Below are 24,487 nucleotides of genomic sequence, written 5' to 3'. Positions count from 1 at the left end.
TTCCGGCCTGCCTTCATGAAACTGCTTCACCGATTTGTCTGCGCGCTCTTCGCGTTTGTGTGTGTCCTCGCGGCGGCGGATGCGTCCGCCGCCAGGAAAGGCAAGGCGGCGCCTGGGCGTGCCGCGCCCGCCGACTACGTGCATGTGTCGATCAACGACCTGTCCGAACGCTTCATCGGGTTTTACAACGACGCCAACAAGCCCGGCATCAGCGAGGCGCAACGCTGGACGCTGTGGACCCGGCAATACGGATTCGGCGCCTTGCCGAGCGGGCCGGACGGCGAGGCCCAGGCGCGTGCGCTGCTGGCGGAGGCCTGGCCGCACTATCCGGAGGCGATGGATCGCATCGTCGCGGGCTACGGCGGCATGCGGCCGGCGCCCGAACGCCAGGCGCGCGCAGCGGCCGAACTGCTCAAGCTCGACCAGCCGATGCATTTGCGGATCACCGCCTACGTCGGCTTTCTCGACGGCACCGCGTTCACGATTGGCAACCGCGGCGAAGTGCGGGTCGCGATTCCGATCGACGATAGCCCGGAACACCGTGCGATCGTCGCGGCCCACGAACTGACGCATGCGGTACACATCACGCTGGGGGCCTTGGAAGGCGAGGGGGCTCAATCGGTAGCGGCGACCGCGTTGTCGGAGGGACTGGCGATGCACGCGTCGCAGGCCCTCGTTCCCGGTGCGCGGGTGGAGCGCTATGTCGAGGTCACGCCCGGCTGGCTGCGCGCGGCCGAGGGCATGCAACGGCAGATCTACGAGTCCTTCCGGCCGCTGCTGACCCGCGACGACGCTGACACGCTGGCACGCGTTACCGTCGGGCACGGCAGCACCGGGCTTGAGCGCGAGGCCTACTACGTGGGCTGGAAAGTGGTCGGGCTGTGGCTCGCCGAAGGGCGCAGCCTTGCGCAGATCGCACGGATTCCGCCCGCGCGCATGGCTGCGGAGGTCGATGGCGCGCTCGGGCGCCTGCTGGCGAAGCTGCCGCCGCGTGACACCAGCGAATTGCGCTTCTGAATGTATCAAGCGGTCGCAGCTTGAAAAACGCGGGCGCGGCCGATCGGCAATAATCCGGGCCTGTTGCCGCCTTGCGTGGCGCCCCGCAGCGCAGCGAACGCCGGATCGACCGGGCGATGCGCGCCGCGTCCTTTGGAGTCTCTTGCATGCAAACCCTTGCCGCACGCAGCGTCGCCGCGCTGATGGCGCTGACGGTCGTGTTCGTTTCCGCACATGCCGCCGATCCCGCCTCGCAAACGCCGCTCGACGCCATGCCGTACACGCCCAGTCTCGACGTCAGCGCGATGGATCGCGATGCGAATCCCTGCGAAGACCTCTACCAGTACGCCTGCGGTAACTGGATCAAGAACAACCCGATTCCGGCCGATCAATCGCACTGGAGCGTCTATAGCAAGCTGGCTGCGGACGGGCAGCGTTTCCAGTGGGGCATCCTGCAACGCCTTGCCGATGCGAAGAACGGCAACACGCCCCTGCAGCAGAAGCTCGGCAACTACTTCGCCGCGTGCATGGACGAAGCGCACGTCGAGGCGTCAGGCGCGACGCCGATGGCGCCTGTGCTCAAGCGCATCGATGCGCTGCAGTCACATCGCGAGTTGCCCGCCCTGCTGGCGGAGCTTCACCAGGATCTACCCGGCGCTAGCCCGTTCTTCGGTTTCTTCGCGGCACAGGATTTTGCAGACGCCGACCGCGTGATCGCGTTTGCGGCCGCTGGCGGACTCGGCCTGCCCGATCGCGACAACTATCTGAAGACCGACGAACGCAATCGCGCCTTGCGCAAGCAGTACATCGAACACATCGCGCGCATGTTCGTGCTGCTCGGCGACGACGTGGCGCAAGCCGAGCGCAATGCCGCCGACGTGATGCGGATCGAGACTGCGCTGGCGCGCGCTTCGCTGTCGCGCGTCGATCTGCGCGATCCGATCAAGCAGCACCACCCGATGGATGCCAGGCAACTGCAGGCACTGACACCGCATTTCGATTGGTCGGGCTACCTGGCTGGCGTGCAGCTGCGCGAGCTGGAGCAGTTCAACGTGACCGAGCCGAAGTTCTATCGCCGGCTCGACGCACTGCTCACGCAGGAGCCCCTGGAAGCGCAGAAGACCTACCTGCGCTGGCATGCGGCGCGCGCTTTCGCGCCGCACCTGTCCAAAGTCTTCGTGGACGAGAGCTTTGCCTTCTACGGCAAGACCCTGCTGGGGACGCCCGAACAGAAACCGCGCTGGAAGCGCTGTGTGATGCTGGCCGATCAGCAGTTGGGCGAGGCGCTCGGGCAGGAGTTTGTCAGTCGCGCCTTCAGCGCAGAGCTCAAGGCGCAGACACAGCGCATGACGCAGCAGATCGAAGAGGCGATGGCCAAGGACATCGACAGCCTGCCCTGGATGAGCAAGGAAACCAAGGCGCGGGCGCAGGAAAAGCTGCGGGCGATCGTCAACAAGATCGGCTACCCGGACAAGTGGCGCAACTACGATGCCTTCGTCGTCTCGCGCGGCGATTACGCAGGCAATGTGGTGCGAGGCAGCCGCTTCGAGGCACAGCGCCAGTTCGCGAAGATCGGCAAGCCGCTCGATCGCGGCGAATGGGACATGACGCCGTCAACGGTCAACGCCTACTACAACCCGCAGATGAACGACATCAACTTCCCGGCCGCGGTGCTGCAGCCGCCCTTGTACGACCCGAAGCTGGACGATGCGCCGAACTACGGCAATACCGGTGGCACGATCGGGCACGAACTGACGCACGCCTTCGACGACGAGGGCCGACACTTCGACGGCCAGGGGCGTCTGCGTGACTGGTGGTCGCGACGTGACGCCAAGGCCTTCGAAGAGCGCGCGCAGTGCATCGTCGATCAGTACGCGAAGTACGTCGTGGTGGACGACATCAAGATCAACAGCCGCCTGACGCTGGGCGAAGACATCGCCGACCTCGGCGGCATGATCCTGGCGTGGTCCGCCTGGAAGGCGGAGGTTGCCGGAAAGGCGCTGGAGTCGCGCGACGGTCTGACGCCTGATCAGCGCTTCTTTGTCGGCTTCGCGCAATGGGCGTGCGAAGCGACGCGCCCGGAAGAGCTTCGTATCCATGCGATGACCGACCCGCATTCGCCGGGCAAGTACCGCATCAACGGGGTAGCGGCGAACATGCCCGAGTTCCAGCAGGCATTTGCCTGCAAGGCGGGGCAGGCGATGGTGAAGGCCAGGCGCTGCCGCGTCTGGTAAGCGCTGCGATGGCGGGTTGCGCGTCAGGTGCGCGGCCCGCTCGCAGGGGTTAACATCAGGGCATCTGAGGATCCAAGGGCTTTGCCATGTCCAGACTGTTGATCGCAATCCTGTGCTGTGCCGCCGCGCTGCCCGCGCTTGCCGGGGTCTACAAGTGGGTCGACGCAAACGGCAAGGTGCATTACAGCGATCAGCCGCCGCCCAGCGCGGACGCCAGCTCTGTCTCGATTACCCGCCCCTCGGGCGTAACGGCCCCTGAAACGTCGGTCAATCCCAAGGGCGACACCAAGGCGGCCAAGGCGAAGGAAGATGAGGCACGCGAGCGCGAACGCAAGAAGGTCTGCGATGACCTGCGTGCCGAGCAGGTGAAGCTGGAAAATTCGCCGAGCGGTAATGCGCTCAAGACCGGCGATGAGCGCGCCCTGCGCGCCAAGATGATCGAGCAGAACCAGATCGCGCTGAAGTACTACGGCTGCTGACAGCGCCGGTTGCCTTGGCAGGGCGTCCGTCGGGCGCCCTGGTGTTGGGCGGGAATCAGGCCTTGCGCCCGATGCGCAGGGTCAGCGGCCAGCTGATCGAGATCGTTTCCTGCGGATGTCCCCATGCCGCGAGCAGTTTCTGGGCGAGCGCCTCGGTCGGGTCGTTGCCATACATCGCAACGTAGCGGCCACAGGCCGACCAGCTGCGCAGGTAGCCGAGCAGCTGGGCCAGTGTCCATTCCACCGACAGCGTGTAAGGCGGCGTCTGCACTTCCTCGAAGGGGAAGGCGAGCTGTGCGTAGCGGGTGTCGACGTGGGCGCGCTCCGGGTTCCACAGCGCGCCGAGGGTCTCGGTGCGGAAGGCCTGCACCAGGGTGTTGATCGCTTCGTGATCGACTTCCACCGTGCCGTAGGTCCACGCCGCGATGACGCCGCCCGGCACCAGCACACGGTTCGCTTCGGCGTAGAAGGCTTCGAGCGGGAACCAGTGCAGCGACTGCGCGCAGGTCACCAGGTCGACGCTTTCATCGGCAAGCCCGCTCGCTTCGGCGGGGGCGACCCGCCATTCGATTTTCGGATGGGCCGGTGCGGCGGCAATCTGCGCCTCGCTGATGTCGGTGCCGACCACATGGTCGAAGCGCTCGGCCAGATCCAGCGTAGCCTGTCCGCTGCCGCAGCCGGCGTCCCAGGCGAGTTCGTGATGCGGCACCCAGGCGAGCAGGTAGTCGTACAGCGAGCGCGGGTAACGCGGGCGGAACAGCACGTAACCCTGTGCCAGTGGCGAGAAGTGGTCGGTCGGGCTGTCGGCAAGCAGGTAGTTCGTCATGGCGGTTTTCACTCACGGGGGCGCATTTGGCGCCATTGTCGCGCATGCGGCTGACGCCGCGCTGACCGCTGTCAAGGCTGCCAATCCGTGCGGCGACCTTTGTCTTGTGGTCAGGTGCTGCGTGGACCTGCCGGCGGCGCTGCGCGACCCCGGGCCGGGCTGCGGGGCATCGGATCGAGCGCAGCGGCAGCACCTGCGACCAGGGCGGCGGTGAGCGAGCCGACAATCTCAGAATCGAGTTGCCAGGTGTTCCAGTAAAGCGGGACCACCATCGGCGTCTGCGGCGTGAGGTCCACAAGCTGCCCGGCCGCGAGTGCCTGCTGGCATTGCACGCGCGGTAGCAGGCCATAGCCGTAGCCGAGCAGAGCCGCGTTCAGGAAAGCCTCGTAAGCAGGCACGAAGTGGTTGGGGAAAGCCGGTTCCTTGATGCGCAAATGCCGGCGCAAATGCTCGGCCAGCAGCGCGTCGCGGCGGTTGAAGACCAGTGCCGGCGCGGCGCGGATCGCCATGCGGTCGAGCCCGCGCGGGAGGTGGCGCGCGACGAAGGCGGGCGAGGCCACGCAAACGTAGGGCATGCTGCCCAGCGGCACCGAACTGAAGCCGCGCCCGGCGGCGGCATCGGAACTGATCGACCCGATCACGTCGCCGTCGCGCAGCCATTGCTGGGTGTGCTCCTGATCGTCTACCACGAAATCGAGCATCGCGGCTGTCCTTTCGGCCCACGGAGCCAGCGCCGGCAGCACCCACGAGCCGAGGCTGTCGGCATTCACGGCGATGCGCAGGCGCCCGCGGGTGACCGTTTCCAGAAGTTCGGGCCACACATCCAGCGCCAGCAGCTGGGTCTGGCGCGCGAAGCGCAGCAGCGGCTGCGCGGCCGGCGTGGGCGTGACCGGCCGGGTGCGGTAGAGGAGCGGGGCGCCGACCTGCTGCTCGAACTGGCGGATGCGTTGCGACACCGCAGATTGCGTGATCGACAGCGTTCGTGCGGCTTTCTCGAAGCTGCCTTCGGTCACCACCGTCTCAAGACATTCGAGCAGGCTGAAGTCGATTTTCATAAGAATTGCTAATGCAATCGCTGGAATATTCAGGATGCTAATCCGATCCTGCCGCGGCCGCTATCCTTCGTTTCGCGGTCCCACAAAGGTTCCGCGAGTGCCCGGACAGTCGATGCGTCCGCACACCGAACCGGTGCGCGCCGCAGGCAACGGCCTCTCCTTGTCGCTTACTGCGGCCGGGCGGGCGTATCGACGGGCCTCGACAACAACACGTAGAGCAAGCAGGTCGCAGCATGAACGCCCACATCGTCCTCCAAGGTTTCCTCGTCACCGCCGGCCTGATCATGGCGATCGGCGCCCAGAACGCCCATGTGCTGAAGATGGGACTGACCCGACAGCACGTACTGCCAACCATCCTTGTCTGCGCGCTGTCCGATGCCTTCCTGATCGGCTTGGGCGTAACCGGCATGGGCAAGGTGATCGAACACTTCCCGGTCGCGGTGGAGGCGGCAACCTGGGGTGGCGCGGCCTTCCTGCTGTGGTACGGGCTACGTGCGTTGCGCTCGGCTTTCGGCGCGCACGTGCTGACGCCGGCCGATGCACCAGCCATGCCGCTCAAGCAGGCCATGCTGCTGGTGCTGGGCTTCACCTACCTGAATCCGCATGCCTATCTCGACACCATCGTGCTGATCGGTTCGATCGGCGGGCGCGAGCACGGGCTCGATCGCATCGGTTTCTGGCTTGGCTGCGTGGCGGCCTCGCTGTCGTGGTTCGTGCTGCTGGGCTACGGCGCGCGCTGGCTGGCGCCGCTGTTCGCTCGCCCGATTTCATGGCGGGTGCTCGACGCGATGATCGGCGTCGGCATGGGCCTCATCGCGATCTCGCTGGTGCGCTGACGCCCGCTCCCGTCGGCGAGCGGGGCGGGCTCAGCCGCGCAGGGCCTGAAACAGCGACCAGCCGGCCCAGGTCATCAGCAGCGAGCCGCCCACATGGGTGGCGATGGCGACCAGCGCCATGCCGACCGCCTGGCGCTCGAAGAGCTGGAACACTTCGCCGGAAAAACTTGAAAAGGTGGTCAGCCCGCCGAGGAAGCCGGTCGTCGCGAGCAGGCGCAGCGCCACCGGCAATTCCGGCACGAACTGGATCAGCGCGAGCGCGAGCCCCATCAGGAAGCCGCCGATCAGGTTGGCGGCGAGGGTGCCGAGCGGGAACCCGGCAAACAACGGGTTGAGCAGCATGCCAAGGCCCCAGCGGGCCCAGGCGCCGAGGGCGGCGCCGCCACCAACGGCAATCAGATTCGCGAACATGTCAGGCCGGACTCGGGCAAAAGCGGCATTCTAGCCGTGAGGCTTGCGCCGGGCATTGCGGAAGGGGCATACTCCGCGCCCGGTCGGCAGATCACCGAGGCGTCGCCCCCGCAAGGGAAGCTAAACCTGCCACGCAATTTCATACTGACGCGCGTCCTGTGCCGCGTCGGAACGGCGACCACCGACACCCCGATCCGGGGCCGGCACGATGAAAGGATGAATCGTGTCCCGTACTACCCTGCCTTACTACGCCGACGATATTTCGGCGCTTGCCCGCTCGCTCGCCCAGCAACTGTCGGCACTCGATGGCCCGCCCGGTCATGTGCAGGTGCTCAACGCCCTCGCCCGAGCGACCGGATTCCGCAATTACCAGAGCTATCGTGCCGAGCACAAACGCACCGTGCCGACCGCGCGGCCGGCTCCACCCTGCCTTCCGGCGCCGAAGGACCACGCCCAACTGTTGCGCTTCTTCGACGACAGTGGGCGCCTGCTGCGCTGGCCGACCAAGGCTTCGCACCGTCTGCCCTGCGTGCTGGGGGTATGGGCGCAGATGCCGGCGCGCATCGCGATGAGCGAGCGCGAGGTGAATGCCTGGATCATCTCGGCGCTGGCGTTCGAGGACCATGTGCTGATCCGCCGCGAGCTGGTGAACCACGGCTTGCTGGCGCGCACGCCGGATGGGCGCGTGTATCGCCGCGTCGAGCTTCCGGTACCCGAGGCGCATGCGTCGCTGGTGTCAGAGGTGTGTCGCCGCGCGCGGCCGTCGACGAGCTAAGCCTCAGTCTCCCTCGCCCAGGTGCTTGCGCGCCTCGGCGAGGGCCTCGATCCGAGTCAGCAAATCGAGTCGGTCGGTACGCGCGACCTCGCGCCAGTCGCGGCCTTCAAGTGCGCCGACCAGCGCCCAGAGCAGATTGAGGCTGGCTGGCAACCCCGCGCGACGCACCGCGTCCCACACTTCCACCGCGCCGCGGCTGGCCAGATCGGCCCGGGAATGCACACCGACCGCTGCGAGCATCTGTCGCGAGCGTGGACCCAGATTTCTGAGCGAGTCGATCGGTGTGTCGTCGGTCATGCCGCGAGTGTAGCGGCGCGCTGATTCGCTGCCCGGACTGTTGCCCGCCCGCGATGTAAGGTTCGATCTTCATGCCCGGTCTCATCGGTCAGGAACCTCAGGAGTCCGCATGTTGCTCATCCTTCGCCAGCGCCATTTCGAACGGGTGGTTCGCGCCTACAGCGCCGACCTGTACCGTTTCGCGTACTGGCTCTGCCGCGACCGTTTCGTCGCCGAAGAGCTGGTGCAGGAGACGTGCACCCGTGCCTGGAACGCCTGGGAAAACCTTCGCGACAAGGACAACCCCAAGCCCTGGCTGCTGCAGATCCTGCGCAACGAGCACGCCCGGTTGTACGAGCGCAAGCAGTTCGACTACGCCGACGAGGCGCCGGAAGACCTGGATCTGCCGGCCGAGCATTCGCCGATCGCGCTGTACGAGATGGAACAGTTGATAGGGAGTTTGCCGTTGTCGCTGCGCGAGCCCTTTCTTTTGCAGACGCTGGGGGGCTACTCGTCGGCGGAAATCGCGACGATGCTCGAAACCACCGAAGGGGCCATCAATGTCCGGCTGACCCGCGCGCGGCAGGCGCTGCGCGGTGTGCTTGAGGGTTCGCCGGCCGATCAGAAAAGAGGAAAAGCATGAACGCGCAGACCGAGATGAATTGCCTCGCGTTTCGCCGCGCCAAGCTGGCTGACCCGCAACGACTGGCGGAGGCTGCGCGCGCGCATGAAGCGACTTGCGCCACCTGCCATGCTTTTGGCCAGCGAATCGACGCGCAGGAGGCGCGCGTGTTGCGGGTGCTGGAAGTGCCTGTGCCCGAAGGCCTCGACGAGCGCATCCTGCTTGCGGTGCAGGGCCGTCCGGCGATGCCCTGGCGCGCCTGGGCCATGGCTGCCTCGATCGTGCTGACCTTCGGCGTGGGGCTTGCGGTGTGGCAGGGGCATGGCAGCTACGATGCACCGCGCTATGCGATCGAGCATGTGATGCATGAGCCGGAATCCTTTACCACCGCACGTCTGGCCGATCCGGATCAGTTCCGCACGGTAATGGCGCACTTCGGCGGCGAGCTGACCCAGTCGCTCGGCCATGTGCGCTACATGAAGCTCTGCCCTGGCCCCGAGGGCGCTGGCTGGCATGTGGTGCTGGATACCGACAAGGGCATGGTGTCGCTGTTCCTGATTCCGGGCGACAAGGTGCGCAAGCCCGAAACCGGCACCATGCAGGGCTACCGCGCACTGGCGGAGCCCGCCGGCAAGGGTTATGTCGCGATCGTGGCAGAGAACGACGCTGCGGTTGCCGCGATGGCCGCCGCGATGCGCGACAACATCAAGTGGAAGATTTGAAGCAGGGCGCGTGAGGGCCCGCTGCTATCGCCGCGGGTCGGGCCATCCGAGTTTCAGGCGGATTTGACTTGCCGCGGCCAGCCGCGCCTTGTCCAGGCGATGAACTCGGCCGGCGGCAATGGGCGCGAAAACAGGAAGCCCTGCATCGCCTTGCAGCCGCGGCGCGCCAGCGCGGCGGCCTGCGCCTCGGTCTCGACGCCCTCGGCGACAACTGCGAGCCCCAGTTCCTGCGACATCGCCAACACCGCAGACGTGATCGCGGCATCCGAGGTGTCGTGTTCCAGATCCTTCACGAACGAGCGGTCGATCTTCAGCACGTCGATCGGGAAACGCTTCAGGTACGCGAGCGACGAGTAGCCGGTGCCGAAATCGTCCACCATCAGGCGCACGCCCATGCGCTTGAGTTCGGCGAGGATCTCGTAGGTGAGCTCCACGTCCTGCATCAGCACGCTCTCGGTCATTTCCAGTTCGAGGCGATTGGCCGGCAGGCCGGCCGCTGCGAGCGCGCTGCTTACGGCCGACAACAGCCGCACATGGCGGAAGCTGATGCCCGACAGGTTGACCGCGACGGCGTGCGGGGCCACGCCGCCGGCGATCCACTGCGCCATCTGCTTGCAGGCCGCTTGCAAGCCCCACTCGCCGATTTCGACGATGAGGCCGGTTTCTTCCGCCAGCGGGATGAATTCACCCGGCGCCAAAAGGCCGCGTTTGGGGTGGCGCCAGCGAATCAGTGCCTCGGCGGCCAGGACCGTGCCTTCCGGCCAGGAAATGACCGGCTGGAAGTGCAACTCGAATTCGCCTTGTTCGAGCGCCTTGCGCATCTCGTTCTCGAGCGCGAGGCGAAGCTCGGCGGCAGTGCGCAAATCGTGCGAGAAGGCGCGGACAGCGTCGCGGTTTTCGCGCTTGGCAAGGCTGACGGCCATGTCGGCACATTTGAGCAGCGCGTCGGCATCGTCAGCGTGCTCGGGGAATACCGCCATGCCGACGCTGGCGGTGAGCGCGACTTCCGTGGCCGCCAGCAGGATCGGTTTGCGCACCGCTTCGAGCAGGCGCGTGCCGATGGATTCGGGCTGTTCCCCCGCCGGTGCGCCATCGACGAACACCACGAACTGGTCGCCGCCGATGCGGGCCACGACGGCGGCGGTCGAGCGGGTTTCCTCGCGGCCGGGCAGGGCGGCGACGGTTTCCGACAGGCGGCGCGCGACGATCTGCAGCACCTGGTCGCCGGCGCTCTGGCCAAGGCTTTCGTTGATGCGGCCAAAGCGGTCGACGTCCACCACCATCGCTGCGACCCAATGGCGGGCGCGGGTCGCGCGGCGCAGCGTCTGCTTCAGCAGCTCGCGGCAATACTGGCGGTTGGGCAGGCCGGTCAGACTGTCGTAGTAGGCGAGGTAGCGGATGCGCTTCTCGGCTTCGACCTGTTCGGTGATGTCCTGCGTCGTGCCTTGCAGGCGCGTCACCGCACCGTCTGACGATGCGATCGGTTCCGCCTGTTCGAGCACCGTGCGCAGCGCGCCGTCGTGCCGCACGATGCGGTATTCGATGCGGAAGGGCTGGCCGCGTTTGCCCTGCGCGTAGGCCTCGCGAACGATGGTGCGGTCTTGCGGGAACACCCGTTCGAGCACGGCGTCCATGCCCGGCGGAAAGGCCACCGGGTCGTCACCGAACAGCGCGAAGAATTGCTCCGAGCGGCGAACGTAGTTTTCGCGCAGGTGCCACTCCCAGCTGCCGAGGCGCGCGATGCGCTGTGCATCGGCGAGGTTCGATTCGCTGCGCGCCAGTTCGTCCATCGCACGCGCCGAACGCAGCACGTACAGGATGCGATGCCGCAGCAGCATCCAGTTGATCGGTTTGGAAATGAAGTCGGTCGCGCCGGCCTGGTAGGCCTGTTCGATCGCGGTGGAATCTTCCAGCCCGGTCATGACGATTACCGGCACGCGTTCGCCACCCGGCGTCCGGCGCAGGCGGCGCGCGGTTTCGAAACCGTCGAGCCGCGGCATCATCAGATCAAGCAGGATCAGTTCAGGCTGCAATTCGGCGAAACGCTCCAGCGCTTCCACGCCGTCGCTGGCCTCGACAGGTTCGAAGCCCGCGTCCTTCAGCGCCGCCATGGCGATCGAACGTGTCGTCAGGTCGTCGTCGACCACCAATACACGCGCGCTCGCGATCACTGGCGTCATTGGGCGCCTTTCGGGGGGATTTGACCTTCAGGGCGCGACTGGTTTGGGCTGGGCATCACAGAATGCGGACGGCAGAACGTTTCCGGGCTGAACTTTACGCGCAGATCATAGCCTTTGCACTATAGCCAGCGACATTGCGCGAAAAACCTTGCCTGGTTTGACAATTGAGGCGTTTGTCACGGCGGCGATGAAGGCGGCCGAGCCGTTACAATCGCGGTTTCCGATTTTGAATTGTCCGGTACCCGCCGTGAGCACGCCCAACGACAAGAACACCCCGGCCGCAGCGCCGGCCGCGAACTTCCTGCGCAACATCATCGAGCGCGACCTCGAAGCCGGCACCTACGCCCATCGCAACTGGGCGGGTTCGCCCGGCGATGCCGCCTACCACGGCGCCGGCCAGCCTGATCCGGCAAAGATCCGCACCCGCTTCCCGCCGGAGCCCAATGGCTACCTGCACATCGGCCATGCCAAGTCGATCTGCCTGAACTTCGGCCTGGCGCGTGATTTCGGCGGTGTCTGCCACATGCGCTTCGACGACACCAACCCGGAGAAGGAAGAGCAGGAATACGTCGACTCGATTCTCGATGCGGTGAAGTGGCTTGGTTTCGGCTGGGAGCAGAACGGCACCAACCACCTGTTCTACGCCAGCAGCTACTTCGAGTTCATGTACCGCGCGGCGGAAGCACTGATCGAGCGCGGCCATGCCTACATTGACCAGCAGACGCCGGACGAGATGCGCGCCAACCGTGGCACGCTGACCGAGCCGGGCAAGAATTCGCCCTGGCGTGATCGCTCGGTCGAAGAGAACTTGCGACTGTTCCGCGAGATGCGCGCGGGCAAGCACGCCGAAGGCAGCATGATCCTGCGCGCCAAGATCGACATGGCCTCGCCCAACATCAACCTGCGCGACCCGGCGATCTACCGCATCCGCTTTGCCGAGCACCACGCCACCGGCAACGCCTGGTGCATCTACCCGATGTACACCTTCGCGCACCCGATCGAGGACGCGCTGGAACGCATCACCCATTCGATCTGCACGCTGGAGTTCGAAGACCAGCGCCCGTTCTACGACTGGCTGCTCGAACACCTGCGCGACGCAGGCCTGCTGGCCGACCCGCTGCCGAAGCAGTACGAATTCGCGCGGCTGAACCTCACCTACATCATCACCAGCAAGCGCAAGTTGAAGCAGCTGGTCGACGAGAAGATCGTCGATGGCTGGGACGACCCGCGCATGCCCACCATCGTCGGCCTGCGCCGCCGCGGCTACACGCCGCAGAGCCTGCAGATGCTCGCGGAGCGCACCGGCGCCAGCAAGCACAACACTTGGATCGACTATTCGGTGCTCGAAGGCTGCCTGCGTGAAGACCTCGAAGCCAAGGCGCCGCGCGCGATGGCAGCGATCGACCCGCTCAAGCTCAAGCTCACGAACTGGGACGACGTGATCGGCGCCGGCAAGGTCGAACCCTGCTCGGCCCCGGCCCACCCGCACCACCCGGAATTCGGCGAACGCAAGTTCAACCTCACGCCCGAGCTGTGGATCGAGCGCGAGGACTTCGAAGAAGTGCCACCCAAGGGCTTCCGCCGCCTTTTCCCCGGCAACATGGCGCGCCTGAAGTACGGCTTCATCATCGAATGCACCGGCTGCGAGAAGGATGCCGAGGGCAATGTGACGGCCGTGCTGGCCAAGCTGGTGCCGGACACCAAGAGCGGCACGCCGGGTGCGGACAGCATCAAGGTCAAGGGCGTCATCACCTGGGTCTCTGCGAGCGAAGGCGTGGCAACCGAAGTGCGCCTCTACGACCGCCTGTTCACCGAAGCCCAGCCGGACGCCGGCGGCCGCGACTTCCTCGATGCGCTGAACCCGAACTCCAAGCGCGTGATCACCGCCTACCTGGAGCCGGGTCTCGCCGCCGCGCAACCGGGCGACACCTTCCAGTTCGAACGCCACGGCTACTTTGTTGCCGACCGCAAGGATTCGGTGGCGGGCAAACCGGTGTTCAACCTGGCGGTTGGGCTGAAGGACAGCTGGGGTAAGTGAGCCCTCGTTGTCTGGTGTGGAGCGGACAATGAGCAATTCGCTGATCGTCCGCCCGCTAAGTGATTCCGATGATCTCGTCGCCCTGACGCACGACGTCATCCGCGCTGGCTATGCCAGTCAGGCGGCGCGGGGACTGCGTTACTGGGCGACACATCAATCGCCCGAAGACACCGCCGCGCGATTCGCATCCGGTCACGGTTTAGTGGCGGAACAGGGTGGCCGCATCGTCGGCACCATCACCGCTCGGCCGCCGCAGCCTGCGTCCGACGTCGAGCGCTACCGCGATCCGAAGGTCTGGACGCTGTGCCAATTCGCGGTGGCGCCCGCCTTCAAGGGGCAGGGTATCGGCCGCGCGCTGCACGCAGCGGCTATGGCGTTGGCTGGCGAGCATGGCGCCGCCACGATGATGATCGACACCGCGGCGCCGGCGATCGACCTGATCGATATGTATCGGCGTTGGGGTTACGTCGAGGTCGGCACGCACGACTGGCGGCCGAAGACGAACTATCTCAGTGTGTTGATGCGGCGGGATCTTCTCTAGCGCCTCGTGGGGAGGGCGCCGAGCCGCTGTCGTGGGCGAGGCTTGAGGTTTTCATCGTTCGGCTTGCGATTCGCCGTGTCGCGTTGCGAAGGCATTCCCGATCAAGCCGGGTCCCGGCCCGGCGGCCGGGGTACTTTCTTTGTGCGAACAAAGAAAGTACCCAAAGAAAGTCGCCCCGCTTCAACGCCCCGCCTGCGGCGGGGTGCCCTGCGCTGCTCGCGTCGCCGGGGGCCTGCGGAACTCGCCCTCGCTGCACTCGGAGCTCAAACAGTCCTCGGCCCCGCCGTGCTTCGCACGTCGGAACCCGGCAACGCTGCGCTGCTCGGCGTTTCAGAGGGGGAAAGAAAAGCGTCGACGATCAACCGCTGGCGCGTCCTCGTAGCCCGGATGCAGGCCGCAGGCCGGAATCCGGGGAGCGCGCATGAACGATTTGAGGCGGCCCCGGATTCCGCTCCGCCCCATCCAGGCTACGAATGTGCAACGCACGGTGAAACTGCGACGGTTTTGATCTTGGGTCCCGTCGAGAGCGCCGAGTGGCGCAGCGGGGTCGGGGGATCGGCGCGCAGCGCCGACGGCGAGGACTGTCTGAGCGGCGGGCGCAGCCCGATGCGAGTTCCGCAGCCGCCCGACTTTGCGAGCACGCGAGGGAAGTCAGGTGCGCAGCACCTGACCGCGAACGGCGTAAGCGGGGTTTCGCGGAGCACTGCTCCGCGTCGCTGGAGCGGGCAGTGTGTGCAAACACTGCACTATTTCGGGTCGCCTTTTCTTGGTGACTTCTTTTGGCGAAGCAAAAGAAGTCACCCGCCCGCCGGGGGCGGGACCCCGGCCGACGTACGTTCGATGAACCGCAACGGCAAATTTCCGGCAAGCACTCGAAAACCGCGCCTCACACGAACCAAACCAATCAATCTCCTGACCCTAACCAAATCCCCCCGCCCCCGGATGCGTTAAAGTGCTGCCCGGTCCGCAGCCGGGCCTGCCGTATCGCCAGCGGAAGCCGGCTTGGGCAGGTTCGAGCCGTCGGCGGTGCGCATGCGCGCCGGGCCGGTGGCGTCGGGTCGTGAAGCGCCGCTGCGGCCGTGCTTCGCGATGTGTTGAAACCTGGCTGCGCCAGCATAAGCAAGAACATCCCCTCTACCTTTCATGCGAGAACATCCATGACCAAACTTTTCATCGAAGACCTCGACCTCGCCGGCAAGCGCGCCCTGATCCGTGTGGACTTCAATGTGCCGATCAAGAACGGCGTGGTTGAGAGCGACAAGCGCATCCGCGCTGCGCTGCCGACGATCCGCTATGCGCTGGAAAAGGGCGCTTCGGTGGTGCTGATGTCGCACCTGGGCCGCCCGAACGGCGCCAAGGTCGCGAAGTACTCGATCGAGCCGGTGGCTGGCCGCCTGCAAGAGCTGCTGGGCAAGCCGGTGAAGTTCGTCAATGACTGCGTCGGCCCGGAGGTTGAAGCCGTTGTGAACGCGATGAAGCCGGGCGACGTGACCCTGGTCGAGAACGTTCGTTTCTACCTGGAAGAAGAAGGCAAGGCGAAGGATGCCGCTGGCAACAGCGTGAAGGCGACGCCGGAAGCCGTGGCTGCGTTCCGTGCCGCGCTGAGCCGCTTGGGCGATGTGTTCATCAACGACGCTTTCGGCACCGCGCACCGCGCGCATTCGTCGATGGTCGGCGTGAACCTGCCGCGCGCGTCGGGCTACCTGCTGAAGAAGGAACTGGATTTCCTCGGCGAGGCCGTCAACAAGCCGGTGCGCCCGCTGGTCGCGATCATTGGTGGCTCGAAGATCTCGGGCAAGATCGACGTGATCGAAGCGCTGCTGCCGAAGGTCGACAAGCTGCTGATCGGTGGCGGCATGGCCTTCACCTTCTTCAAGGCGCAAGGCCTGGAAGTGGGCAGGTCGCTGTGCGAGAACGACAAGGTTGAACTCGCGAAGGCGCTGATCGCGAAGGCCGGCGACAAGCTGGAACTGCCGATCGACACGATGATCACCAAGAAGCTGGACTTCGACGCCCGCACGCTGGATGGCCTGGTTGAAGTTGATTCGACCGCGATCCCGGCCGACCAGGAAGGCGTGGACATCGGCAGCAAGACCGCCGCGCGTTACGCCGAAATCATCCGTGGCGCGAAGACCGTGCTGTGGAACGGCCCGATGGGCGTGTTCGAAATCGACGAGTCGGCCAAGGGCACCTACGCCGTGGCGCACGCACTGGTCGAAGCCACCGCGGGTGGCGCGATCACCATCGTCGGCGGCGGCGACTCGGTTGCCGCAGTCGAGAAGGCCGGTCTGGAAGACAAGGTTTCGCACGTCTCCACCGGCGGCGGCGCATCGCTCGAATTCCTCGAAGGCAAGGCACTGCCGGGCGTGGATGCACTGAGCGACAAGTAATCACCGCAAGGGCGAGCGCGGGTGGCCCGCAGGGGCCGCCGATCTTCGGATGCCGCGTTTGCGCCAAGCAAACAAGAACCGCCTTCGGCACCTGTGTCGAAGGCGGTTTTCTTTTGATGTGTTCGTTTTCGTTGGTGGCGCTGTTTGCGCCGCCGCATGTCGCCGGCCGACCTCGATCTGAATCCGGCCCGAGACGCGCTTCCAGGTTTTGGCAGTGCGTACGCCCGGGGTCAGCTCAGTCGCGGAACTCCAGCTCGCGCCCGTTCGCAAAGCGGATGTATTTGGGCTCCCACACCAGCAACAGCTCGCTGCCAGGCATTGCGATGTAGTCGCGGTCTGCGTCCGAGGCGGCGCGGCGTGTTTCACTGCAGCGCACTTCGACTTCCTGGCCCGGCTCGAGCGGTTCAGCGCGGGTGATGTAGCAGTGATCCAGTGGCAGAAAGTCGGATTCGCGCTTGTGCAGGCGCTTCACATCGACCGTTGCACGAAGTTCTGCGATCTTGGTGTCAGAAGTGTTTTGCACGCGATAGGTGGTGACCAGGACCTCGTGTTCGTCGACCGGCCGTTTGGCGCGCATCTCGTCGGTGATCTGCGTCTTGTAAACAAGCCCGGCGGGGACCAGTTCGCGTTTGACCAGATCAACCGCCAGCGCCTCGCGCAGCGGGGCCATCGCGGCGTCGCGTTCGGCTTGTCGCGCCTGCTGTTTGGCGTCGCGTTCGGCCATCAGCTTGAGGAAGTTGCGCTGCAGCTTGATCGCCTCGCCGACGGTGCGCGCGGTGAAGGGCTCGTCCGGGTCGGCGAACTGTGGCGTCAGGTAGTCGCCCTTGCTGCGCCGCACGTAGCCATACACAAGCTCGCGCTCTTCCTTGGGCAGCTTGTCCAGTTTCGGCTTGATCGAACTGAGGTCTGCCGTGCCGAAAGGCAGCGCGACGCGGTGCAGATCGCGCGAAACCGAAACACCCCAAGTCAGCAGGATGGCGATTACGACGGCAAGCAGGATGCGGGCTGGTGTCATGGGGCGGATTGGGCGGCAGGGGGCATTCAGTGGGCTCGGATTGGGGCGCTTACCACTCGGTCGATTCGCCGCGCGCACCGCCGCTGGCAGTACCGCCGGTCATGTCCAGCGCCACGGCTTCGGCGACCTTGATGCCGTCCACGCCGGCAGACAGGATGCCCCCCGCATAGCCGGCGCCTTCGCCGGCCGGGTACAGGCCGCGCGTGTTGATGCTCTGGAAGTCGTCGCCGCGTTTGATGCGGATCGGCGATGAGGTGCGCGTCTCGATCGCGGTCATCACCGCGTCATCCATCGCGAAGCCCTTGATCTGCTTGGCGAAGGCCGGCAGCGCCTCGCGCAGTGCCTCGACGACGAAGTCCGGCAGGCATTGCGACAGGTCGGTCCAGTGCACGCCCGGCTTATACGAGGGTTCGACACTGCCGCAGGCGGTTGATGGCCGGCCGGCGAGAAAGTCGCCCACGCGCTGCGCAGGGGCCGCGTAGGTGCCGCCACCGGCCTCGAAGGCGCGGCTTTCCCAGTAGCGCTGGAAGTCGATGCCCGCGAGCGGATGGCCGGGGTAGTCCTTCTCCGGCGAAATGCTGACGACGATGCCGCTGTTGGCGTTGCGTTCGTTGCGCGAGTACTGGCTCATGCCGTTGGTGACAACGCGGTTTTCTTCCGACGTTGCAGCGACCACGGTGCCGCCCGGGCACATGCAGAAGCTGTACGCAGCACGGCCGTTGCTGGCGTGATGCACCAGCTTGTAGTCGGCCGCGCCAAGGATCGGGTGGCCGGCGTTGGGGCCGAGGCGGGCGGTGTCGATCAGCGATTGTGGATGCTCGATCCGCACGCCGACCGAGAAGGGCTTCGCCTCGACGTAGACACCGCGGTCGTAGATGGCCTTGAAGGTGTCGCGCGCGCTGTGGCCCACCGCCAGCACCACATGCCGCGTCTCGATGCGGCTGCCGTCGGCGAGGATCACGCCGCGGACCTGGCCGTCGGCAATGTCGAAGTCCGCCACACGGCTCTGGAAGCGCACCTCGCCGCCCAGCGCCTCGATGTTGCCGCGCATTTCCTCGACCATGCCGACGAGGCGGAAAGTGCCGATGTGCGGCTTGCTGACGTAGAGGATCTCTTCCGGCGCACCGGCCTTGACGAACTCGGTCAGCACCTTGCGGCCGTGGAATTTCGGGTCCTTGATCTGGGTGTGCAGCTTGCCGTCGGAAAAAGTGCCGGCACCGCCTTCGCCGAACTGCACGTTCGATTCCGGGTTCAGCTTGCTCTGCCGCCACAGGCCCCAGGTGTCCTTGGTGCGCTCGCGCACCGCCTTGCCGCGTTCGAGGATGATCGGCTTGAAGCCCATCTGCGCCAGGATCAGGCCGGCGAACAGCCCGCACGGGCCCATGCCGATCACCACCGGGCGTTCCTGCAGGCCGCCCGGTGCTTGGGCGACGAACGTGTAGGCCATGTCCGGCGTGGGGCCGACATGGCGATCGCCGGCGAGGCGCTTGGCGACCGCCGCCTCGTTGGCGACCGAGACGTCGACGGTGTAGACGAGCAGGATGCGACTGCGCCGGCGGGCGTCGTAGCCGCGGCGATAGATCGAGACTTCAAGCAGGTCTTTCGCCTTGATGCCCAGCCGCTGGCAGATCGCGGCCGGCAGTTCCTCGGCGGCGTGATCGAGCGGCAGTTTGATTTCGGTAAGGCGCAGCATGGGGGCATTCGGACCAGGTTGAAACGGCCGGTATTGTAGCCCCGCCTGCCGCAGCTTACCCGGCGGCCTTTCGCTTGGCGGCGTAGGCCGCGGCGCGGGCTTCGTCCCCCTTGGCGCGGTACAGCAGTTCCAGTTCCTCGAATACGTAGGGATCCGGTTCGCCGGCCGCTGCGCATTCGCGTTCGAGTCGCAGCTGGATCGCCAGCGCCTGATCGATATGCTGCTGCGCGCGCAGCGTCCAGGCGATCATCCACCAGGCGATGCGGATGTTCTCGGCCTTGCCGTCACGCTCACGGGCGGCCAGGGCGAGCTGGAACTGTGTCATTGCCTCGTCGTAACGGCCCTGCAGGTGCAGGGCATAGCCGACGTTGTTGCGCAGCGACCCTTCCCAGCGCTTCGCCTCGGCCTGCGGCGACGCATCCATGTAGGCGACGGCTTTCAGATCCCAGGTCAGTTGCGCGTCGGGCGCAGTGTCGACAAAGGCCATCATGTGCAGCGCGTCGATCGCGAGGTCGTCGAGATGCGCGTCGCGCGCCGTTTCGAAGGCTTCGGTGTAGAGGCGGCGCGCCGTCTCGCGGGTCTCGGGTGTCTGCGATTCCGGCGGGTGGGTAGCCGACGCCCAGGTGCGGCCCAACTCCAGCGCGTAGCGCACGCGCACTTCGGGCGAGGCGCGCTTCGCGGCGTCGGCGATCGTCGCGAGGATCTCGCGTGCCCGCACGAAATCCTTGCGGATGCCGTAGCTGCGTGCAATCTGCGTCTGCAGGATCAGCGCCTCGTCGGCCGAAGCGTTCGCCAGGGCGGCGCGGAAGCGCTGCTCGCTCAGCTCGGGTTTGCCGAAGTCCCAGAGTGCGGAGACATCCAGTGCCATGGCGGGGCTCCCGCTGAAGATCAGGGTGCTGAAAGCCACCCGTCGCAGCAGACGGGGGGCGCGTCGCAAGCTTTGGGGCGTCGCGGTCATCGGGGCAGGGTGGCGACCAGTTCGGCCAGCTGATCGGTGGCCTTGCCCCAACCGGCATGAAACCCCATCGCCTCATGCTGCGCCCGGTCGGCCTCGGTCCAGTGCCGCACCGTGGCGGTATAGCGCGTCTGTCCTCCCAGGTCTTCAAAGCTGATCGTGACGACCATGAAGGCCTTGCCCGAGGGCAGCCAGGCTTCGGTGAAGGCGTCGGTAAAGACGAGACGCCGGTTCGGCACGACCTCGAGGTACACGCCGCGATTGGGAAAGTCCTCGCCCTCCGGGCTGCGCATCACGATCAGCGTCGCGCCGCCCGGGCGGACATCGGTTTCTGCGGAGGCGACGGACCATGGACGCGGCGTGAACCACTGCTTGATCAGCTCGGGCTCGGTCCAGGCGCGGTACAGCAAGGCGGGCGGCGCGTCGATGATGCGTTCGAGCGTCAGTGCGTGGGTGTCGTCTGCGGGGGTGCTCATGTCGTGATCCCTGGCATCACTGCATCGAGTGCAGGCCGATCATGTTGCCTTCGGTGTCGGTCACCAGCGAGATGAAACCATACTGGCCGATCGACATTTTGGGCCGGAACACCTTGCCGCCAGCCGGCACCGCACGGGCTTCCTCGACGCCGCAATCGGCGCAGCTGAAATACACCAGCGTGCTGTTGCCACCGGAGCAGCAGCCTTCCATACGCACCAGCGCGCCGGATGCCCCGTAGCCCTGCTGGTTCATCTCGAAGGCCCACATTTCCAGGTCGCCGGCGTCGAGCTTCGTCAGCGTGACGCCGAAAACCGCCTCGTAGAAGGCGCGCGCCCGTGCCGTGTCCTGCACATAGATTTCGAACCAACCGACGGGGTTACTCATGCTGGCCTCCGCTTGTCCGCAACAGGGGAATGGATCGACGCCACATTGATGGCGCGACGGGGTGCCCTGAGGGGATTGATGCGCACGCCGCCCCGGGGAGCGTGTAACGCTACACCAACCGGTGGTCGTGTGGATGACACGATTGTCGTGAGCGCGTCGCCGACACGATGGCGACGAGATATGCCGGGTTGCCGGTCACCCGGCTTCGTCGTGGGCCACAGCGGGTATTTCACCCTTTTCGGCGTAGTGCGCCTGCTTGTCTGCATACATGCGCTGGTCGGCAACACGTTGCAGCGATTCCGGCGCGGTCTCCTCGGTCGAGGCATAGCCGATGGAAAAACTGACGGCCAGGCGGATGCGCCCGTTCGGTGTGTCGACGTCGATGGCCGCGTTGCGCTGGCGCTCATTCAGTCGCGCGACGAGGTGCTTGCAGGCGTCGAGCGAGGCGTCCTGCGCCAGCACGACAAACTCGTCGCCGCCGATGCGGCACATCACGTCGCTTTGGCGCAAGGCACCGCCGACCAGTTCCACCACCGCGCGGATCAGGTCGTCGCCAGCTTCATGGCCGTACGAATCGTTCGTGGATTTCAACCCATTCACGTCGATCGAGATCAGGCCGAAATGCCGCCCGCGGTTCGGCTCTGCGCCATGGTGCAACTGCTCCAGCACCTGTTCGAAATGGCGCCGGTTGAAGGCGCCGGTCAGCGAATCGGTGAGCGCGATGCGCTCGAGTTCGTCCTGCAGGCGGCGGTTCGCGGCCACTGCCGAGACCTGGCGCCCGTACAGCTCCACCACCTCGCGCTCATGCTGGTCAAGTTGTGCCGGCCAGGCCAGCAGGCGGCCCAGGCTCATGCGGCGCGGCCCGGTCAGTGGAAGGGCGATGGCGTCGTGGGCTGCCAGCCACGCTGCAGACGGGAATCCGGCCTCGCTGGCCCAGGCGTGCTCGATCTCGGCGCTTTGTTCCGGCGGCATGCCCCGCACGAAAGACGCGCGCGCCGTTTGCCCGGCCAGCAGCACCGCGAAGCCGCGATCCGGATAGAGCGCGGCGAGTTTCGCGAGCGAGCCGCCGACGCTCGGTTCGAGCTCTTCGTTGGCCTGCAGCTCGATACTGATTTCGAGCAGCGCACGGAACACGTCGCTGTTGCGCTGGATGATCGCCAGCGTCTGCTGCAGCTCCTGCGTGCGTGCCTCGACCTTCTGTTCCAGCGACAGGTTCAGGGCCGCCAGTTCGTTCTTCACCCGGCCGTAGTGGATGTGGTAGCGGCAACGGGTGAGCAGTTCGACCCGCGAGATCGGTTTGACGAGGTAGTCGTTGGCGCCCAGTCCGAAGCCCTGGTGGATGTCCTGCGCCTGCTCCCGTGCGGTCAGGAACAGGATCGACGTGCCGGCGAAGCGCGGATTCTCGCGCACCCGGCGGCAGACTTCGAAGCCCGACATCTTGGGCATCATCACATCGAGCAGCAGCAGATCGACCGGGCCGTTCGCCTCGAGGAATTCGAGTGCTTCAGCGCCGCTGCTGGCGCGGTGAAGGGTGTAGGGCTCGTTGTAGAAGTAGTTGGAGAGGATCTCCTGATTGATCAGCTCGTCATCCACGATCAGCACGCTGGCCTGGTGGCTTGGCAGCGAGTCGGCCGGTGGTGGCGTGTCGGTCGGCGTGTCTTCCGTGGCGTCATCGAAGAAGGGCGACACCATTGCCGGCGGGCGATGACGAATCGTCGCCACATCCACCGGCTGTTCGCCCTGCGCGGCGCGCAGCGTCAGCGTGAACACGGCGCCGCCGCCTTCGGGGCATTCGACGGCGAGCGTGCCGCCATGCAGTTCCACCAGCTGGCGTGAGATCGACAAACCCAGTCCGGTGCCATTGTGGGCGCGGGTCAGCGAGCCTTCCAGCTGCGCGAAGGGGTTGAAGATCGCCTCCAGCTTGTCGGCCGGAATGCCGATGCCGGTATCGGCCACCGACAGGCACAGCATGGCGCCCCGCGCGGTGGCGCTGACCGTGACACTGCCTTCCGGGGTGAACTTGATCGCATTGCCGACCAGGTTATGCAGCACCTGCTGCAAGCGGTACTCGTCGGCCCACGCCGGCGGCAGATCGGGCGGCACCGCGTTGATCAGTTGCAGGCCGACACGCTGCGCGGCCGATTCGTGCAGCGACACCACGATGTCGACCAGGCTCGAAAGTTCCAGCGGGCGCAGTTCGAGCGACAGCGCGCGGTTCTTCATCTTCGAGAAGTCGAGGATGTCGTTGACCAGGGTTTCGAGTCGCTTGCCGCTCTGCTCGATCAGCCTCACGTTGCGAAATACCTTGGGCGTCAGATCGCCGGCCGCGCCATCGAGCAGCGACGAGGCGATGCCGATGATGCCGTGCAGCGGGGTGCGCAACTCGTGCGACGTGCTGGCGAGGAAGTCGTCCTTGAGTTTGTCGGCCTGCTGCAACTGTTCGTTGGCGCTGCGCAGCTCCTCGATCTGGCTCGAGATGCGTCGCCCCATGTCACTCAGCGTGTCCGACACGCGGCTGAACTCGACGAAGCCCGTGCGCTTGAATTGTGTGTCGTAGCGCCCGTCGGCGTAGTCGCGGGCGAGGGCTTCGAGTTCGCGCAGCGGGCGCCCCAGACGCCGCCCCAGCGCAGTGGCGGCCAGCGTCAGCACGGTGACGCCGGCCAGCAGCAGCACACACAACACCACCAGGGTACGGCGCAGGTTGGCAAATCGCACGCTGTTCGGTTCCGACACGCTGATTGCCAGCGGCGGCAGCTTGCCCGCCGCCGTCTCGCCCTCGATGCGCGCCTGCGCGAGTTGAACGTTGCCGGGCTCGGCCGTCGGCGGTGCGTCGCCAAAGCTCAAGGCCACCTTTTGCGCGTGCCCCGGTGGCACGCCGGCCGCGTCGCGCAGCGCCGGCAGCGGAATCACCGCGATCAGCAGGCCTTCCATCGGCGTCTGCCGGGTATAACGGTTGAGGAACAGCGGCGTGACCAGCACCAGCATGCGGTCGTCGCTTACCTTGCCGTCAAGCCCGTTGGCGCGCCGCAGCTGGTCGGCCAGCTGGCGGTCGGTGTACTTGAGCCACAAGCCGTGATTGCGGTAGCGGTGCGGATCGGGCATCGCCGCCTTGATGTGCGCGAGCAGCGGTGTCAGGTCGGCAATGCCGGCCGGCTCGGGCACCACATCGATCAGCTCGAAATGGCTGTCGACGAGGAAGTTGGCGGCAATGATCGGCGACTGGCGGATCAGCTCGTCGGCGATCGTGGTCGCGCGCGAGCCGAAGAACGGGCTGCTGATCGAGAGCGCGAGATCCTTTTCCTGGCTGGCCGCGACGAAGCGTGATGCGGCGAAGCTCAATTGGTGGCGGATCTCCGCGGCGATGCGTTCGGCCGTCAGGCGCAGTTCGGTGACGGCACTGTCGCGGGTGCTCGAATACACATGCCAGATGTAGGGGACCGACACCGCCAGCACCGGCAGCAGCGCCGCGGTGAGGATGAAGGCCATGATGGTCGAGCGGAAGCTGCGCAGCATCATGCGCAGGGCAAACGGCCGGCGCGGACGCTGGTCGCCCGCTTGAACGGTTTCGGGAGCTGTCGTCAT

At 66.0% G+C, this 24,487-nt stretch carries 21 protein-coding genes; 10 read left to right on the top strand and 11 right to left on the bottom strand.

Going from position 1 to position 24,487, the window contains the following annotated elements:
* Nucleotides 1-15: 15 nt before the first annotated feature.
* The 3 genes from GGR36_RS09850 (at nt 16) to GGR36_RS09840 (ending at nt 3,709) form a co-directional block, all read left to right on the top strand.
* The gene (locus GGR36_RS09850) at nt 16-1,017 is read left to right on the top strand and encodes a DUF2268 domain-containing putative Zn-dependent protease (RefSeq protein WP_183634418.1); all 1,002 of its coding nucleotides are present in this window, start codon (nt 16-18) and stop codon (nt 1,015-1,017) included.
* A 146-nt stretch (nt 1,018-1,163) separates the two neighbouring features.
* Entirely contained in the window at nt 1,164-3,230 is a 2,067-nt protein-coding gene (locus GGR36_RS09845) for a M13 family metallopeptidase (protein WP_183634417.1), read from the top strand.
* A gap of 86 nt (nt 3,231-3,316) precedes the next feature.
* On the top strand, nt 3,317-3,709 hold the full coding sequence (locus GGR36_RS09840) for a DUF4124 domain-containing protein (RefSeq protein ID WP_183634416.1): 393 nt from the start codon (nt 3,317-3,319) through the stop codon (nt 3,707-3,709).
* Between the two features lie 55 nt (nt 3,710-3,764).
* Here GGR36_RS09840 and GGR36_RS09835 read toward each other — a convergent pair whose 3' ends face one another.
* Nucleotides 3,765-4,535 (bottom strand): class I SAM-dependent methyltransferase, encoded by a 771-nt coding sequence (locus tag GGR36_RS09835; RefSeq protein ID WP_207064254.1) that lies wholly within the window; start codon nt 4,533-4,535, stop codon nt 3,765-3,767.
* A gap of 110 nt (nt 4,536-4,645) precedes the next feature.
* A complete protein-coding gene (locus GGR36_RS09830) occupies nt 4,646-5,590 on the bottom strand; it encodes a LysR family transcriptional regulator ArgP (RefSeq protein WP_183634414.1) in 945 nt (314 codons plus the stop codon).
* Nucleotides 5,591-5,823: 233 nt separating this feature from the next.
* Between GGR36_RS09830 and GGR36_RS09825 the strand changes: the two genes are divergently transcribed.
* A complete protein-coding gene (locus GGR36_RS09825) occupies nt 5,824-6,426 on the top strand; it encodes a LysE/ArgO family amino acid transporter (RefSeq protein WP_183634413.1) in 603 nt (200 codons plus the stop codon).
* A gap of 30 nt (nt 6,427-6,456) precedes the next feature.
* On the opposite strand, the gene crcB is transcribed toward GGR36_RS09825, so the two are convergent.
* Entirely contained in the window at nt 6,457-6,837 is a 381-nt protein-coding gene (gene crcB / locus GGR36_RS09820) for a fluoride efflux transporter CrcB (RefSeq protein ID WP_183634412.1), read from the bottom strand.
* 223 nt (nt 6,838-7,060) lie between these two features.
* Here crcB and GGR36_RS22265 point away from each other — a divergent pair, with 223 nt between their 5' ends.
* Entirely contained in the window at nt 7,061-7,612 is a 552-nt protein-coding gene (locus GGR36_RS22265; protein ID WP_183634411.1) for a DUF2087 domain-containing protein, read from the top strand.
* A 3-nt stretch (nt 7,613-7,615) separates the two neighbouring features.
* On the opposite strand, the gene GGR36_RS09810 is transcribed toward GGR36_RS22265, so the two are convergent.
* On the bottom strand, nt 7,616-7,909 hold the full coding sequence (locus GGR36_RS09810; RefSeq protein ID WP_183634410.1) for a TfoX/Sxy family protein: 294 nt from the start codon (nt 7,907-7,909) through the stop codon (nt 7,616-7,618).
* Between the two features lie 109 nt (nt 7,910-8,018).
* Between GGR36_RS09810 and GGR36_RS09805 the strand changes: the two genes are divergently transcribed.
* Both GGR36_RS09805 and GGR36_RS09800 read left to right on the top strand, forming a co-directional pair.
* The gene (locus GGR36_RS09805; RefSeq protein WP_183634409.1) at nt 8,019-8,531 is read left to right on the top strand and encodes a sigma-70 family RNA polymerase sigma factor; all 513 of its coding nucleotides are present in this window, start codon (nt 8,019-8,021) and stop codon (nt 8,529-8,531) included.
* Nucleotides 8,528-9,232: a DUF3379 family protein gene (locus GGR36_RS09800; RefSeq protein ID WP_183634408.1), complete on the top strand. Its 705-nt coding sequence runs from the start codon at nt 8,528-8,530 to the stop codon at nt 9,230-9,232. Before GGR36_RS09805 ends, GGR36_RS09800 begins: the two co-directional genes overlap by 4 nt.
* 53 nt (nt 9,233-9,285) lie before the next feature.
* Here the strand turns inward: GGR36_RS09800 and GGR36_RS09795 are convergent, their stop codons facing one another.
* On the bottom strand, nt 9,286-11,412 hold the full coding sequence (locus GGR36_RS09795) for a putative bifunctional diguanylate cyclase/phosphodiesterase (RefSeq protein ID WP_183634407.1): 2,127 nt from the start codon (nt 11,410-11,412) through the stop codon (nt 9,286-9,288).
* A gap of 247 nt (nt 11,413-11,659) precedes the next feature.
* Between GGR36_RS09795 and GGR36_RS09790 the strand changes: the two genes are divergently transcribed.
* The 3 genes from GGR36_RS09790 to GGR36_RS09780 all read left to right on the top strand — a co-directional run bounded on the left by GGR36_RS09790 (nt 11,660) and on the right by GGR36_RS09780 (nt 16,381).
* Entirely contained in the window at nt 11,660-13,450 is a 1,791-nt protein-coding gene (locus GGR36_RS09790; protein ID WP_338086652.1) for a glutamine--tRNA ligase/YqeY domain fusion protein, read from the top strand.
* A gap of 28 nt (nt 13,451-13,478) precedes the next feature.
* Nucleotides 13,479-13,991 (top strand): GNAT family N-acetyltransferase, encoded by a 513-nt coding sequence (locus GGR36_RS09785; RefSeq protein WP_183634405.1) that lies wholly within the window; start codon nt 13,479-13,481, stop codon nt 13,989-13,991.
* A gap of 1,157 nt (nt 13,992-15,148) precedes the next feature.
* On the top strand, nt 15,149-16,381 hold the full coding sequence (locus tag GGR36_RS09780; protein ID WP_183634404.1) for a phosphoglycerate kinase: 1,233 nt from the start codon (nt 15,149-15,151) through the stop codon (nt 16,379-16,381).
* Nucleotides 16,382-16,616: 235 nt separating this feature from the next.
* Here GGR36_RS09780 and GGR36_RS09775 read toward each other — a convergent pair whose 3' ends face one another.
* From GGR36_RS09775 to GGR36_RS09750, 6 genes are all read right to left on the bottom strand, one after another.
* The gene (locus tag GGR36_RS09775) at nt 16,617-17,396 is read right to left on the bottom strand and encodes a hypothetical protein (protein ID WP_183634403.1); all 780 of its coding nucleotides are present in this window, start codon (nt 17,394-17,396) and stop codon (nt 16,617-16,619) included.
* A 49-nt stretch (nt 17,397-17,445) separates the two neighbouring features.
* Nucleotides 17,446-19,089, bottom strand: a complete 1,644-nt coding sequence (locus GGR36_RS09770) for an NAD(P)/FAD-dependent oxidoreductase (RefSeq protein WP_183634402.1) — start codon at nt 19,087-19,089, stop codon at nt 17,446-17,448.
* Nucleotides 19,090-19,144: 55 nt separating this feature from the next.
* A complete protein-coding gene (locus GGR36_RS09765) occupies nt 19,145-19,957 on the bottom strand; it encodes a hypothetical protein (protein ID WP_183634401.1) in 813 nt (270 codons plus the stop codon).
* Nucleotides 19,958-20,043: 86 nt separating this feature from the next.
* Nucleotides 20,044-20,520, bottom strand: coding sequence for an SRPBCC family protein (locus GGR36_RS09760; RefSeq protein WP_183634400.1), 477 nt, complete (start codon nt 20,518-20,520; stop codon nt 20,044-20,046).
* 16 nt (nt 20,521-20,536) lie between these two features.
* On the bottom strand, nt 20,537-20,905 hold the full coding sequence (locus tag GGR36_RS09755; RefSeq protein WP_183634399.1) for a VOC family protein: 369 nt from the start codon (nt 20,903-20,905) through the stop codon (nt 20,537-20,539).
* 195 nt (nt 20,906-21,100) lie between these two features.
* On the bottom strand, nt 21,101-24,487 hold the full coding sequence (locus GGR36_RS09750) for a diguanylate cyclase (RefSeq protein WP_183634398.1): 3,387 nt from the start codon (nt 24,485-24,487) through the stop codon (nt 21,101-21,103).

The organism is Niveibacterium umoris (genome assembly GCF_014197015.1).
GTDB classification, from domain to species: Bacteria; Pseudomonadota; Gammaproteobacteria; order Burkholderiales; family Rhodocyclaceae; genus Niveibacterium; species Niveibacterium umoris.
The sequence above is the reverse complement of the archived record's forward strand: the minus strand, read 5'-3'. Positions and strand labels throughout refer to the sequence as shown.

Bases quoted from the DNA above. Each gene is read 5' to 3' on its own strand.
- GGR36_RS09850 (WP_183634418.1), top strand. From the start codon at position 16: ATGAAACTGCTTCACCGATTTGTCTGCGCGCTCTTCGCGTTTGTGTGT.
- GGR36_RS09780 (WP_183634404.1), top strand. From the start codon at position 15,149: ATGACCAAACTTTTCATCGAAGACCTCGACCTCGCCGGCAAGCGCGCC.
- GGR36_RS09760 (WP_183634400.1), bottom strand. From the start codon at position 20,520: ATGAGCACCCCCGCAGACGACACCCACGCACTGACGCTCGAACGCATC.
- GGR36_RS09775 (WP_183634403.1), bottom strand. From the start codon at position 17,396: ATGACACCAGCCCGCATCCTGCTTGCCGTCGTAATCGCCATCCTGCTG.
- GGR36_RS09770 (WP_183634402.1), bottom strand. From the start codon at position 19,089: ATGCTGCGCCTTACCGAAATCAAACTGCCGCTCGATCACGCCGCCGAG.
- GGR36_RS09800 (WP_183634408.1), top strand. From the start codon at position 8,528: ATGAACGCGCAGACCGAGATGAATTGCCTCGCGTTTCGCCGCGCCAAG.
- GGR36_RS09830 (WP_183634414.1), bottom strand. From the start codon at position 5,590: ATGAAAATCGACTTCAGCCTGCTCGAATGTCTTGAGACGGTGGTGACC.
- GGR36_RS09840 (WP_183634416.1), top strand. From the start codon at position 3,317: ATGTCCAGACTGTTGATCGCAATCCTGTGCTGTGCCGCCGCGCTGCCC.
- GGR36_RS09750 (WP_183634398.1), bottom strand. From the start codon at position 24,487: ATGACGACAGCTCCCGAAACCGTTCAAGCGGGCGACCAGCGTCCGCGC.
- GGR36_RS09835 (WP_207064254.1), bottom strand. From the start codon at position 4,535: ATGACGAACTACCTGCTTGCCGACAGCCCGACCGACCACTTCTCGCCA.
- GGR36_RS09825 (WP_183634413.1), top strand. From the start codon at position 5,824: ATGAACGCCCACATCGTCCTCCAAGGTTTCCTCGTCACCGCCGGCCTG.
- GGR36_RS09785 (WP_183634405.1), top strand. From the start codon at position 13,479: ATGAGCAATTCGCTGATCGTCCGCCCGCTAAGTGATTCCGATGATCTC.
- GGR36_RS09810 (WP_183634410.1), bottom strand. From the start codon at position 7,909: ATGACCGACGACACACCGATCGACTCGCTCAGAAATCTGGGTCCACGC.
- GGR36_RS09805 (WP_183634409.1), top strand. From the start codon at position 8,019: ATGTTGCTCATCCTTCGCCAGCGCCATTTCGAACGGGTGGTTCGCGCC.
- crcB (WP_183634412.1), bottom strand. From the start codon at position 6,837: ATGTTCGCGAATCTGATTGCCGTTGGTGGCGGCGCCGCCCTCGGCGCC.
- GGR36_RS09755 (WP_183634399.1), bottom strand. From the start codon at position 20,905: ATGAGTAACCCCGTCGGTTGGTTCGAAATCTATGTGCAGGACACGGCA.
- GGR36_RS09795 (WP_183634407.1), bottom strand. From the start codon at position 11,412: ATGACGCCAGTGATCGCGAGCGCGCGTGTATTGGTGGTCGACGACGAC.
- GGR36_RS09765 (WP_183634401.1), bottom strand. From the start codon at position 19,957: ATGGCACTGGATGTCTCCGCACTCTGGGACTTCGGCAAACCCGAGCTG.
- GGR36_RS09845 (WP_183634417.1), top strand. From the start codon at position 1,164: ATGCAAACCCTTGCCGCACGCAGCGTCGCCGCGCTGATGGCGCTGACG.